Below are 13,626 nucleotides of genomic sequence, written 5' to 3' on the forward strand. Positions count from 1 at the left end.
AACAAATGGCCAATTCTATTACAAATACGACACTTTTAAAGGAACTGTGATCTTGCTTGATGTTGTTTTGATTTAGGAGGTATATTGGTAGGCAATTAACTCTTGTATTGGCGTGGTTTTGGATGCTATTCAAGCAGGACGCTTTGCTGCTAGGACGCTTCGTGGCTGATTCTATAAAAGCAAAAAGCACAGCGACCGCTAGGATGCGATTTTTACTTGTTAAGGATGAATCAGGGAAATGTATAGATGTTTAATCTAAATGTTTTTTTGTTAATTTTAGAAAATGCCGCGCTATTGCTCGCGTTAGTTTATGTTTACTCACTCTCACCTACGGATCAACGTAAGGCGATCCCTGTCCTATGGACATTTTTTGTGGGTGCACTTATCGGTGTTATTGGTGTCATTATCATGATGGACCCGCTGGTTCGTCAACCTGATATGTTGTTTGATGCCCGCTGGGTCGTGCTCTGTTTAAGTGGATTATTCTTTGGTGCTATTCCTACCGTCATCGCAACCCTAATTATGGCGCTATATCGTTATCACTTAGGTGGTGTAGCGGTATGGATTGGTATATTGATGTTGATCAGCAGCGCGATATTAGGCTTGATTTGGCGTCGATTTCGGCTGCATAAATTAGATCAAATTGGCTATCTTGAGTTTTATCTTTTTGGTTTTGTTGTGCATGCAATATTGCTTCAATGGCTATTTTTATTGCCCTATGAACAAGCGTTACAAACCATCAGTGTTGTATCACTGCCGATATTGGTGGTGTTACCTTTATTGACCATGGTGATTGGTCATCTACTTGGCCAAATAGTCTATCGTGGACGCGATAGACAAGCCAAACTTCAAGAAGACTTTCTTTTTAAAGATCAGTTTGATATTGGTAATATTGGTATTTCTATTACCACTAAAACCAAATATTGGTTAAAAGTTAATCCTTATTTATGCCGGATGTTTGGTTACACAGAGAAAGAATTAAAATCATTAACCTGGCCAGCGTTAACTCACCCTGATGATCTGAATAAAGATTTATTGTTATTTGATAAAATGGTCAAAGGCGAACTTGATGAATACGAAATTGATAAGCGTTTTATTGCCAAAGATGGATCAATTGTATATACCCATGTGACCATAGCATGCCGTCGCCATGTCCAAGAAAATACCTTTCTGGTGATTGCTGGTTTTCTCGATATCACTAAACAAAAACAAGCAGAGCAAGCTTTATTGCAAAGTAAAGAGCAACTTGCACTCGTACTTGATAGCAGTGAATTGGGGGTGTGGGACTGGAATGTCATCGCCAATCGAATTAGCACCAATCGATACAGTGCTGATATTTTAGGTTGTTCAATGGAGGAGCTTAATCTGCATCCTCAATTGTGGATAAATTCGATACAGTCAAAGTATAAATTTAAGTTTCTTCGCAGTATTAATGAGATTATAAAAGGCCGTTGCATTAGCCAGCGTGTTGAATATCAATTAACTGATTTACACGGTGGCAGTCGTTGGATTTTGCAAACTGGCCGCGTCGTTGATGTTGATGATAAAGGTAACCCGCTTAGAGTGTGTGGGACTCATAGTGACATTACTGATATTAAGCAAGTTGAAGATTCGCTAAGTATTGCTACCTCAGTTTATCAAAACTCCAGTGAAGCCATGAGTGTGTTTACTGCTAAGGGTATTCTCATTGATTCAAATCCTGCATTTTCTTTTATCACAGGCTTTACTCAAGAAGACATACAAAACCAACATTTACGTATGTTTGCCACCGACCTGCAGCCCAAACGTTTTTATCGACAGTTAACCAAACAGCTTAAGCAACAGGGGCATTGGCATGGTGAAGTGTGGATGCGGCGTAAAAATGGTGAAAATTACCTTATTTTATTAACCATTAATTCGATCGTCCGAACAAAATCACAGGCTGCGCGATACGTGGCGTTATTTTTTGATATTACCGAGAAAAAGCAAACTGAGGAGTTGATATGGCGCCAAGCCAATTATGATGCACTCACCGGTTTGCCTAATCGTAGGATGTTATTAACATTTTTAAATCAACAGGTGTTGAGTTCTGATCGGCAGCATAATCATTTTGCATTGATGTTTTTAGATTTGGATTTCTTTAAAGAGATTAACGACACCTTGGGCCATGACATGGGTGATGTGTTGTTACTTGAAACAGCAGATCGTCTAAAAAAATGCGTACGAGAGACCGATATCGTCGCCCGCCTTGGTGGTGATGAATTTACCATTGTGTTGACGGCCCTTGAGGATACTCATGGTGTGGACCGTGTTGCACAGCAAATACTTAACCGACTTGCAGAGCCTTATTTCTTGGGTGATCAAACCGCTTACATTAGTGGCAGTATTGGTATCACCTTATTTCCTGACGATGCAAAGACCACAGAAGCATTGTTAAAAAATGCCGATCAAGCGATGTATTCGGCCAAAACGCATGGCCGTAATCGATTTAATTATTTTACCTCCACAATGCAAGATAATGCACAAAAGCGGATGATGCTGATCCAAGATCTCAAGGTTGCGATTACCCAACAGCAATTTGAGTTGTATTATCAGCCTATTGTGGATTTAAGCAGTCAGCAGGTCATCAAGGCTGAAGCATTATTACGTTGGAAGCACCCGACCATGGGGTTAATTTTGCCTGCAGATTTTATCTCTATTGCCGAAGACACCGGCATGATAATCGATATTGGTAATTGGGTATTTTATCAAGTCAGTGAGTTAGCGGCTCAATGGAAGACACAATTTAATTGTGATATTCAGATCAGTATTAATCTGTCGCCTGTTCAGTTTAGAGACGGGTCGACCGGGGTTAAAGATTGGCTTAAACACATGTCGACACTCGCAATGTCTACCAATAATATTTGTATCGAAATTCCTGAAAGTCTATTACTTGAAACTGAGCCAAATGTCGAGGCTAGGTTATTAGCTTGCAGTGATGCGGGTATGCAAATGTCGCTCGACGATTTTGGTACCGGTTATTCATCGCTTTCCTATTTAAAAAAAATCAAGATTGATTACCTTAAAATTGATCAACGTTTTGTGCGTAATGTGACTGCAGAAAGTAATGATCTGTGTTTGTGCGAAGCGATTATCGTGATGGCCCATAAACTCGGGATGAAAGTGATTGCCAAAGGCGTTGAAACTGAACAACAACGACGTTTATTGGTGTTGGCAGATTGCGATTATGCCCAAGGATATTTATTTTCGAATGCATTATGTCGACACGATTTTGAGCAAAAGTATCTGGTGGTAAAAAGTGGCCTCATTGCCAGTTAGTCAGCTGATATCCCGTTAGTGCGGTTATTAGTTCAAAATCTGCGTGACTGCTGTGATGTTATGGCTAATGTCATACTAGTGCCATCACTAATGTAATAGTTAATGGTGTTTAGATTAGTATATAATAGTGGCCTATTTTTATTTGTTTTATTGAGTCTGTTATGTCATTTACGTCGCTAGGGTTACCGCCATTATTACTAGATGCGGTTAACCAATCTGGGTATCAAACTGCTACTCCTGTCCAACAAGCGGTGATCCCACTAGCGCTAGATGGCCGAGATGTGTTGGCCAGTGCGGAAACCGGTACCGGAAAAACAGCTGCTTTTGCGTTACCTTTGTTAAGCCATTTAATGGCACAAGATCATTTGGACTTATCGCCATCGCACCGTTTACGTGCATTAATCATGACGCCGACACGTGAGTTAGCGATTCAGATTGAACATAATTTAGTTAAATACAGCCAGTTTATCAACCTGACCAGCTTAGCCGTTTATGGCGGCGCGAGTATCAATCCCCAGCGTAAGACATTAGATCAAGGCGTGGATGTGTTGGTGGCAACACCAGGACGATTGTTCGATATTATTGGCCAACATGAACTGGATTTATCATCAGTGACCCATCTAGTGATTGATGAAGCTGACCGGATGCTTGACCTTGGTTTTGTTAAAGATATTGAAAAAGTGAAGCGTTTAATTGCCAGACAACATCAAACAATGATGTTTTCTGCGACCTATTCTGAACTAGTTAAAATGCTTGCAGCTAAAATGCTAAACGATCCTGAATATGTGCATGTTGAAACCCAAACTACAGCCGCCAATGTTGCTCAGCAAGTGTATAAAGTGGATACCCGCCGTAAAGCTGAGTTATTATCAGAATTAATTGGCAAACATAATTGGCAGCAAGTGATGGTGTTTACCAGCCGTAAAGAAACGGCAGATCATTTACACCGTGAATTAAGCCTAGACGGTATTAAGTCATCGGTATTTCATGGTGATAAAAGCCAAGGAGCACGCAACCGTGCGTTAGAAGAATTTAAAGCGGGGCAGTTACGGGTGTTGATTGCCACTGATTTGGCCGCTCGAGGGCTTGATATCCAAGCGCTACCAAGGGTCATTAACTTTGAATTACCTGAAGAGTGCGAAGATTATGTTCACCGCGTTGGGCGTACAGGCCGCGCTGGACTTGGCGGTGAAGCGATTTCGCTGGTGAGCCCACAAGAGCTAGAATTACTTACCGCAATTGAGCAACTCATTGAGCAATCATTACCGACTTTGGTGCCAACAGGGTATGAAGAAGGGGCGCCATTACCTGCAAGGTATCGAGATGTAGCGCCAGAAAAGCCCAAAAAGGTGCTTAAGTACAAACGAGGCAAACCGTCGCAAGCCGATGCTAAGCCTACTCGAAAGGGCAAATACGCTAAAGCGAAAAAATGATCACCAAACCGATTAACACTAATATTATTACCGGCTTTTTGGGTGTGGGTAAAACCACGCTCATTGGCCAACTATTAGCTCATAAGCCTAAAGGTGAAGTGTGGGCTGTGTTGGTTAATGAATTTGGCGAAATAGGCATAGATGGCGGGTTGTTAAATGCGACTGTGGCTGGTGGTGATAATCTTGCTACTGAGTCGGGGATGACACCAACAAAGAAGGCGGGTGTCGTTATAAAGGAAGTGCCAGGTGGTTGCCTATGTTGTGTGTCTGGCTTGCCAACACAAGTCGCGATAAATCAGCTTATTCAGCATACTAAACCAGACAGATTGTTGATAGAACCCACTGGGCTCGGGCATCCTGCCGAAATCGCTAAGCTGTTAACATCTGAATATTATCAGCATGTTATTACACTACAGACTAGTGTGTGCCTAGTTGATGCCCGAAAAGTCAGTGATCCGCGCTATCAACAGCATGATACGTTTACTCAGCAATTAACAATGGCTGATGTGTTGCTGGCCAATAAAGCACAAGATTATACCGAAACTGATCATCTGCAATTACAGCAGTTCCTCAGCCAATTACACTTGCAACAGACACCGCTTATTACGGTCGATAATCACTTTACCGATGTTGAGCTGATCCAGCAGATATTATTGCGCTTAAATACGCCGACAAAATATCAACCGCTTAATACTTCTCAACGACTACTGCGTCAAAAATCGCTTACCCAGACATGGCTTTCTAGCGCACCACCGCTGAGTGATATCGATACCCCTGAGTTTTCACCGGCCGGGTTTATTCATAAAACTAATCAAGGCGAGGGCTGTTACAGCAGTGGTTGGATATTCTCTGCGGCGCATTGTTTCCAGTTTGAACGATTTATGGCGTGGGTAGACACGGTTAAATTGGATAAGGTGCTGAGGTTAAAAGCCATTGTTATTACCCGCGATGGGGTGTTGAGCGTGAATATGGTGGATAATAAGTTAAAGCTCGATGAACTTGATGATGCGCTAGATACACGGGTTGAAATTATTAGTGATATGCCACTCGATGATAAGCTTTTGCAACAACAATTGCTGGGGTGTTTATTGGTTTAGTTTTTGCTATAACTTCGTTTTTGTAATGATTTTAGTTACAGGTAAGCGTTTAGTTATCCGTATTCAATAAATCGTTGGCAGTATTCAATAAAATAAGGGCATTGATATGATATCAATGCCCTTATTGTTTACGCTATTTACTGTGATTGTCCGTTAGTTTAACGAGTACATTCTTCTAGTAAATAGGCTAAATGGCGGTAAGAAATACCACTGTGTTGGGTTAAGCCGACTTCACACATACGGTTGGAGTAGTAACCTTCTTTAATATCCGCAGGAATAAGCTTTTTAATGTTGCGCAATGCGCTGGCGTTAATTTCTGGCTTGTACAAGCCTTTTTCACCCGCATAACCACAACAGGTGATCTCTGCAGGTAATTGCACACCTTGAGCACAGGCGTCAGCAATGGCTTGCTGATACGGCTCTAGCTTCATCTTACGGACACTACAACCCTGATGTAAGGTGATGTTTCTAGGTATTTTAGTGATAGTCATGTTAGGTAACATCTTGTCGTGCATAAACTCGACTAAATCGGTAATTTGTACTTTAGGATTACCGGTTAATGTGCGATAGGTACAAGACGTTCCATCAATGACCACAGGGACTTTGCCATTGTCTGACTGTTTACTCAGTGCTTCGATGAGTTCATCGCGCTTAGCATCGGCATTTTTGAAATCACCTTTTGATTCCCACATCTGACCGCAACATATATGACGGGTATTGTCTGGGACGATCACATTGTAGCCAGCACGTTCAAGCAAGGTGATAACCACTTCAGATAGCGTGCGGTTATCAGGATCTTTCGGTGTTGGGCCAAATGTTCTGCCGCCACAAGAAGGGAAGTACAGCACGCTTGGCTGTCCCGGTATATGCTTGGATGGCTTAGCCACTTTGCCACCTTTAGGGAAGTCTGGATTCCAATAAGGCACTTCTTTAGTAATTAAACGACCTGCTTTCATTAATGAGCCGGTGATGCTATCACCCGTCACTTTATGCAGAATGCCTAAAATATCAAAACCTGTGCTGATCACTTGGTTTACCGCACCAAAATGATTGGCTTGGAAGTCGAGCACTTTTTGTTCTGTGGTGGTGATGTAAGGTGTGCGCAGTTTACGCACCAAATTACCCATGCTGTTGTCAACTGGGCAGGCTATAGTACATAGCTGACAGGCTGCACAGGTATCAACCACATCATATTTGGCACTGGCACGCATTTCTGCGGCGGCTTTTTTATCACCCGATTGCTCTAAACGTTCAATTTCACGCAGAACAGCAATACGCTGACGAGGCGAGAAGTTCAGGGCTGTTGTCGGACAGGTCTTTTCACAAAAACCACACTCAATACATTTATCAACAAAGTCATCAACGACTGGACAAGGCTTAATATTTTTAACGTGTACTAGCTTGTCATCATTGAGAAGAACCCCAGGGTTTAACAATTTACTTGGGTCGAAAATCTGCTTGATTTGCTTCATTAAGGTGTAAGCGTCGCTGCCCCATTCCATTTCAACAAAGGGAGCTACGGCCCGGCCTGTACCATGTTCGGCTTTCATCGAACCATCGTACTTATTGACCACCATTTCAGCGACATCTTGCATGAAGTCTTGGAAACGATTGATATCGTTTTGTGAGGCAAATGTCGGCGTGATCATAAAGTGGAAGTTACCGGCTAATGCATGGCCATAAATCACCCCTTCTGGGTAATTGTGTTTATGGAATAGTGCAGTTAAGTCTGCCGCAGCACTGGCTAAGTGTTTTACTTCGAATGCAACATCTTCAATAATGACCGATGTGCCCTTAGGTCTTGCGCCGCCAATAATTGGGAACAAACCAGAACGCATTGCCCAATATTTGCCATAAACAGCTGCATCATTGGTGAATTCAGTGGGACGTTCGGTGTCAATGTGGGCGATTTTTTTAATCACATCTTTAGTGTATTGTACTAAGGTCTCTGGATCGTTAGCACGAGACTCGATTAATAAAATAGCTGAGCCTTCTGGTAAACTACTTAGCCACTCAGGCATGCCCGTTTTACCGGTAACCGATTTAATTGATGCCCAGTCGAGCAATTCTGCTGCGGCTACGCTATCGCCTATAATCAGTGGTATTGCGCTTGCGGCATCATCCATGCTGAAGAATACTGCCATGGCAGAAGCTTTAAACTTGGCTTCTTCAACCGTGTGATAAGTCACTTCATTAACAAAAGCGAGCGTGCCTTCTGAACCGACAATCAAGTGATTAATCAGCTCAAAGGGATCACTGAAGTCTGTGAGGGCATTAATACTGTAACCCGTGGTGTTCTTAATTGAGAACTTTTTACGGATGCGGGCAGACAGGGTTGGATTCTGTTGAGTTAATTGCGCTAGACTAGTTAATGCGGTAATTAACGTAGCATGTGACTGGCTAAACGCCGCTTTAGACTCTGGGCAACCCGTATCGAGTTCAGTCCCATCGGCAAATATTAATTTAGCCGACTTAATGGTTTGATAACTGTTTTGCGCCGTACCACAACACATGCCAGAGGCATTGTTCGCCACTATACCTGCAATTTGCGCCGAGGCTAATGTGGCCGGGTCGGGACCAATCTTTTTATTAAAGGGTTTTAACGCCAAATTCGCGTCAGAACCATACACCGCAGCCCCAAGGGTTATTGAGGTTCTATCTTCACTGATATCAATGTTTCTAAAACCATCATGGCCCAAAATAAGTAAAATGCCTTCACCAATTGCCTGGCCCGATAAACTCGTACCCGCAGCGCGAAAGGTCACTGGCACATTATGTATTCTGGCGATGTTAAGGGTTATTTTAACTTGTTCCGGAGTATCTGCGTGTACCACAATTTCAGGTACGATACGAAAGTAACTGGCATCAGTTGACCAAGCAAAACGACGCACAGGATCATTAGATACGGCGTGTTTGCCTAGTTGTGACGTTAACGTATCCATCACTTCTTTATAATTAATAGTCATAACATGCTCTCTTAACACTCGAATGAATAGCAGGCACTGCATGCCTGCTGCTGTTGTTGTTGTATTGCTATCGTTAGAATAGAAGCAACTTTATTGTGAATTAAAATCCACCCCAGAAAAAAGCAATAGTGCCTGCCACTAAGGCATAACCTAGTGCGATAGGCATTGTTTTACGAATAATTTCAGACTCTCGTCCTGCCATTCCCACCACAGTTGCCGCAGCAACGACGTTCATGACACACATCATGTTGCCCGCATTAGCACCAATACCTTGTAAGGCTAGGGCCATTGCATGTTTCATCCCGATATTATCGGCAACAGTATATTGCAGGCCTGAGAACATCATGTTTGAGAACGTAGCAGAACCCGACAAGAATGCACCAAAGATACCCACAATAGGTGAAACCCAAGCCCAAACTGAGCCCATGCTGTTGGCAAGTAAGTCTGCTAATGCAACCGGCATTGACGCTAGACCTGCGCCATTCTCACCTGAATTTAAGAATATTTTCACCATAGGTACAGACGCACCTAATGAAATAATAGTCGGTAGCATTGATTTGCAAGACACTGTGATTGATTGCTTCATGGCGGTAGGTTTCATTTTGAATAATACGAAACTAATTAAGCATACAATAATAAAGAAGGCACCTGGAGCATATAGCGTGGCAAAGCCTGCTTTAAGCTCTGTACCTAATAAACCAGTCCAACTAATGTTAAAGCTTAGTAACCAGCTCTTAAATGGAGCAATAACACGAGATAAGACTAACAACGCAGCCATAATGATGTATGGAGACCAAGCGGCAAGTTGTGTGAATTTTACCGGTGTTTGGTTAAGTGCTGTATCTTCATCTGATTTATTGTCATTTTCGCTAAAGTCACACCAAGGTTTTGATGGTAGTAACCAGCCTTTTCTAGCGACAGGAATAACTAACGCCATACCCACAAGTGCACCAATAACAGAAGGGAACTCAGGACCGGCAACATAGTTAATTAACCATGCTGGTATGGTAAAGGCAAAACCAGCAAATAAGGCAAATTTCCAAACTTGTAAGCCTTCCATGATGGATTTATTACGACCGAAGAAGCCGGTCAATACACAAACCATCACTAACGGAATTAATGAACCGGTAATTAAGTCAATGGTGATCATATGTTGAGCGATATACTGTGCATAACCTGCAAAGGTACCACCATGTTCAGCAATTTGAGCAGCAGCCATGTTAACGCCGCCCTCAGTTAGACCTTGATCCATACCAAACAATACCGGTAAACCAATCGCCCCAAACGATACGGATGTAGAGTCACCAATTAACGCGACAACTGCTGCGCCAATAGGTGGTACACCTAATAATACCAGTAGTGGTGCACCGATTGCTGCCGGAGTACCGAAGCCAGCTGAGCCTTCAATAAACGAGCCAAACAACCAGCAAATAATGATTACCTGAACACGGGAATCAGCGCTGATGTTAGTAAAACCTGCGCGGATGGTGTCCATAGCACCAGAATATTTAAGCGTATTTAACAAAAACACTGCGCCAAAAATGATGGTAAGCGGTGTTAATGCTGCGAGAAGACCTTCGACCACGGATGCCGCAAGAAGTTGCGTATCCATTTGCCAAATAAACAATGCTGCAAGGCCCGTAACAACCATAGATATGGGCATTGCTTTGGACGCTGGCAAGCGCATTAGAACTAAAAAGACCATTACGCTAATAATGGGCGTTAAGCTTGCTAGTAACTGTAATATTGTCATGCATACCTCTGCCTATAAGTGGGTATAAGTTGTTATTATTTGTTAGCATTTCGCTAACTAGGGCGTAATAGACGTTATTTAAGTGTTAAATGTGTTGATCGAGATCATTTAACATACGAGAAAGTTTGTTGGCCGATGAAATTGTGAGGCTTGTCATGTATAGGGTTGCATGCGAGTGTTCAAGGTCACATCTTTTGAGGGCACAAAAGTTCATATACGGTAAAACCAAACGAGTCATCGATTGGGTTTACAATATAATTAATTAGTGGTTGTTAATGTGAAGAAGCTCACTAGATAAGAGAAAGTGTTGTGACGGGAGTCAAATGTTAGAAAAGTTTACTTCCCCAACCTAATTTGTTACGTAACACATGGAAGTAATTGTGTCCTTTGGGATGGATGAGTCTTAGGCGTTCGTTCGAGCGGCGAATAAAGATTTCATCACCAGGTAATACCGCTAAATGGACATGGCCATCACAACTGACTTCGAGATTTTCCCCATTATCAGGCGATACCACTAATTTAATGATGCTACATGCATCGACGACAATGGGTCGACAAGATAAGGTATGAGGAAACATAGGCACTAAAATAAGCGCCTGAAGATTAGGGGTTAAAATTGACCCGCCAGCTGACAAAGAATAAGCCGTAGAACCTGTTGGCGTGGAGACAATCATCCCATCAGCGCGCTGGCTATACATAAATTGCTCATCGATATAAACTTCAAACTGGATCATATGAGCAATTTTACCAGGGTGAAGCACTGCTTCATTCACCGCGGTATTGCTGGAGGTTATTTTACCGTGGCGGTGAACTTCAGCCTCAAGTAAAAAACGATGTTCAGTTTCAAATTCTCCACCCAATACTTTAGATAAGGCTTCTTCGAAGTTATCGGGAGGTAAATCGGTTAAAAAGCCTAAATTGCCGCGGTTTACGCCAATCACTGCAACATTGAAACGAGCCAATACCCGGGCAGCACCTAGCATGTTACCATCACCGCCAACCACGATGGCTAAATCACAATGCCCACCCATTTCAAGTAGGTCCATTGAACAAACATCAGGGTCTAGCTCTGCAGATATTCGTCCTTCAACGATAACCTTAAAGCCCTGCATACTTAACCAATGATGCAATCGAGTTATGGTTAGGTTAGTCCCTTGATGATGTGGTTTACCGATGAGTCCGATTGTCTTGAACATTTTAGTCATATTCGCGTTTGTTATGCCTTTAGGCCTTGAAACATAAGAATTGATCCCCATAATATACTCAAACTTATTATAAGTGTGAGTTTTGCTGTTAATTTCTCAGTAAATGGACACTTTATTTATTGTCGTAGAATACCAAATTACGCATTTTTTAGCTGGAGTGAAAATGAGCAACGAATCGAACAACACATCGCAAGATCAAGTGGAAGACGTGGAAACACCTGAAGTCGTGGCTGATGACGCAAGTTTGATAGATGAATTAACCCAAGCAAATTTTCGCATTGAAGAATTAGAGCAACTATTGGCTGAGTCTGAAACTGCGTTAGCTGAGCGTAAAGATGTTGAAGTGCGCGCGGCAGCTGAAACACAGAATATTCGTACTCGCGCGGCAAAAGATGTTGAGCAAGCACGTAAGTTTGCCTTGGAAAAGTTTGCTAACGAACTGTTACCTGTCATCGATAATATGGAACGTGCCTTACAGGGCACTAATCCTGAAGATGAGGCGACCAAAGCGATTTATGAAGGTGTCGATCTGACCATGAAAGGCTTTTTAACCTCAGTTGAGAAGTTTGGTGTGACTCAGGTTAATCCACAAGGTCAAGCATTTAACCCTGAACATCATCAAGCTATTGGTATGCAGCCCAGTGCTGAGTATCCTGCTAACACTGTCATGATGGTAATGCAGAAAGGTTACTTATTAAATGATCGTTTATTACGTCCTGCTATGGTGATGGTATCTCAAGGCGGCGCAAGTGTGGATGTTGAAGCTTAACGCGTTGACGTCAACATTTTCTGCTAGAGACGAGAACCATTAGCACTAGATGAATAAACACTAGTGCAATAGACACAAAAAAGGACTGAATTTCAGTCCTTTTTTATCTAATCTGTCGAGAACCCCCCGTGATCCGAGCGTAGCGAAAGTCGCGGGGATGAATCGATAAACTAACCTTGCTCTTGAATATATTTTCGAATTGTATCAGCGGAGGCATTGCCGACTGAGCAAGCAAAATATCCATCAGACCAAAAAGTATTCTCCAACCAAAATTGCTTTTTAAGGTTCGGATATCTACTCCAAATTAATCTGTTGGTTTGCTGCTTAATTCTTCTAACATGCTGCCCAACAGCATATCTTGGCGAAATCCTCAAAAGAATGTGTATGTGATCCCTATCTATTTCGATCTCTTCAACTGAAAAGTCAGACTTCTGCGAAATATCTAGAACAGCTCTCTTCATAAACTCGCCAACTTCACCATGTAGTAGTTGCTTTCAATATTTAACAACCAGTATTAAGTGCAGCACAATGATGTACTTACAGTGTGAATTAGTTTGGTATTCCACTTGACAATCTCAAGCTATACAGTAGTCTATACAGTATATGAAAAAACCGCTCAGATATAACTTTCGGCTCAAACCGACAGCAGAACAGGAAGCCAAACTCATTGAGTTTGGCTCATATGCTCGTGGGTTGTGGAACTTGTTGTTGTCAGAAAATCTGCGTCGTTATAGGTACGACAAAACGTTTTTGTTCTATCCAGAAATGTCAAAATTAATTAAAGAGTTAAAGGTATTCGAAGAGTTCTCTTGGTTAAAATCCTTTGATTCTGCGGCTGCACAGCAAGTGGCAAGGGATCTGGATACGGCTTTGAAAAACTCTTTTTCTAAGAGTCGGTTGCAAAAATTCCCGACGTTTAAAGTCAGCTTCAAACAGAAAAAACTGCACAATGACAGTTTTAGGTGTGTAAATAACTCGAACTGTATCCGCATCGAAAATGGTGCGGTCAGCATTCCGAAAATTGGCAAAGTACCGATTGTTTTACACCGTAAATTAGTCAGTGAAATCAAGACTGTTACTGTCCAACTATCACATGGTAAATGGAA

8 protein-coding genes and 1 pseudogene are annotated in these 13,626 nt (G+C 42.2%); 5 read left to right on the forward strand and 4 right to left on the reverse strand.

The window, feature by feature from the left end; all coding sequences use genetic code 11:
• Window positions 1–246: 246 nt before the first annotated feature.
• The 3 genes from AAEZ00_RS17455 (at window position 247) to AAEZ00_RS17465 (ending at window position 5,827) form a co-directional block, all read left to right on the forward strand.
• On the forward strand, window positions 247–3,297 hold the full coding sequence (locus tag AAEZ00_RS17455; RefSeq protein ID WP_351089256.1) for an EAL domain-containing protein: 3,051 nt from the start codon (window positions 247–249) through the stop codon (window positions 3,295–3,297).
• A 161-nt stretch (window positions 3,298–3,458) separates the two neighbouring features.
• A complete protein-coding gene (locus AAEZ00_RS17460) occupies window positions 3,459–4,730 on the forward strand; it encodes a DEAD/DEAH box helicase (protein WP_351089258.1) in 1,272 nt (423 codons plus the stop codon).
• On the forward strand, window positions 4,727–5,827 hold the full coding sequence (locus AAEZ00_RS17465; protein ID WP_351076445.1) for a CobW family GTP-binding protein: 1,101 nt from the start codon (window positions 4,727–4,729) through the stop codon (window positions 5,825–5,827). The genes AAEZ00_RS17460 and AAEZ00_RS17465 overlap by 4 nt, the downstream gene beginning before the upstream one ends.
• Window positions 5,828–5,985: 158 nt before the next feature.
• Here AAEZ00_RS17465 and AAEZ00_RS17470 read toward each other — a convergent pair whose 3' ends face one another.
• The 3 genes from AAEZ00_RS17470 to nadK form a co-directional block, all read right to left on the reverse strand.
• Window positions 5,986–8,793, reverse strand: coding sequence for an FAD-binding and (Fe-S)-binding domain-containing protein (locus AAEZ00_RS17470; RefSeq protein ID WP_351076442.1), 2,808 nt, complete (start codon window positions 8,791–8,793; stop codon window positions 5,986–5,988).
• A gap of 100 nt (window positions 8,794–8,893) precedes the next feature.
• On the reverse strand, window positions 8,894–10,546 hold the full coding sequence (locus tag AAEZ00_RS17475) for an L-lactate permease (protein WP_124013958.1): 1,653 nt from the start codon (window positions 10,544–10,546) through the stop codon (window positions 8,894–8,896).
• Window positions 10,547–10,872: 326 nt separating this feature from the next.
• Complete coding sequence (nadK, locus tag AAEZ00_RS17480) at window positions 10,873–11,751, reverse strand: NAD(+) kinase (protein WP_351089260.1); 879 nt, start codon at window positions 11,749–11,751, stop codon at window positions 10,873–10,875.
• A 163-nt stretch (window positions 11,752–11,914) separates the two neighbouring features.
• Between nadK and grpE the strand changes: the two genes are divergently transcribed.
• On the forward strand, window positions 11,915–12,520 hold the full coding sequence (grpE, locus tag AAEZ00_RS17485) for a nucleotide exchange factor GrpE (RefSeq protein WP_124013956.1): 606 nt from the start codon (window positions 11,915–11,917) through the stop codon (window positions 12,518–12,520).
• 170 nt (window positions 12,521–12,690) lie between these two features.
• Here grpE and tnpA read toward each other — a convergent pair.
• Window positions 12,691–13,002 (reverse strand): annotated as a pseudogene (gene tnpA / locus AAEZ00_RS17490) (IS200/IS605 family transposase); the annotation flags it as partial.
• Between the two features lie 121 nt (window positions 13,003–13,123).
• Between tnpA and AAEZ00_RS17495 the strand changes: the two are divergent.
• Window positions 13,124–13,626 (forward strand): helix-turn-helix domain-containing protein (locus AAEZ00_RS17495; protein ID WP_351089262.1); only part of this gene is annotated, 503 nt, incomplete at its 3' end.

This window comes from Shewanella sp. S1-49-MNA-CIBAN-0167 (genome assembly GCF_040310145.1).
In the GTDB taxonomy this organism is placed as follows: domain Bacteria; phylum Pseudomonadota; class Gammaproteobacteria; order Enterobacterales; family Shewanellaceae; genus Shewanella; species Shewanella psychromarinicola.

Coding starts and splice junctions, on each gene's coding strand:
- grpE (WP_124013956.1), top strand. CDS start 11,915: ATGAGCAACGAATCGAACAACACATCGCAAGATCAAGTGGAAGACGTG.
- AAEZ00_RS17470 (WP_351076442.1), bottom strand. CDS start 8,793: ATGACTATTAATTATAAAGAAGTGATGGATACGTTAACGTCACAACTA.
- AAEZ00_RS17465 (WP_351076445.1), top strand. CDS start 4,727: ATGATCACCAAACCGATTAACACTAATATTATTACCGGCTTTTTGGGT.
- AAEZ00_RS17460 (WP_351089258.1), top strand. CDS start 3,459: ATGTCATTTACGTCGCTAGGGTTACCGCCATTATTACTAGATGCGGTT.
- AAEZ00_RS17475 (WP_124013958.1), bottom strand. CDS start 10,546: ATGACAATATTACAGTTACTAGCAAGCTTAACGCCCATTATTAGCGTA.
- nadK (WP_351089260.1), bottom strand. CDS start 11,751: ATGACTAAAATGTTCAAGACAATCGGACTCATCGGTAAACCACATCAT.
- AAEZ00_RS17455 (WP_351089256.1), top strand. CDS start 247: ATGTTTAATCTAAATGTTTTTTTGTTAATTTTAGAAAATGCCGCGCTA.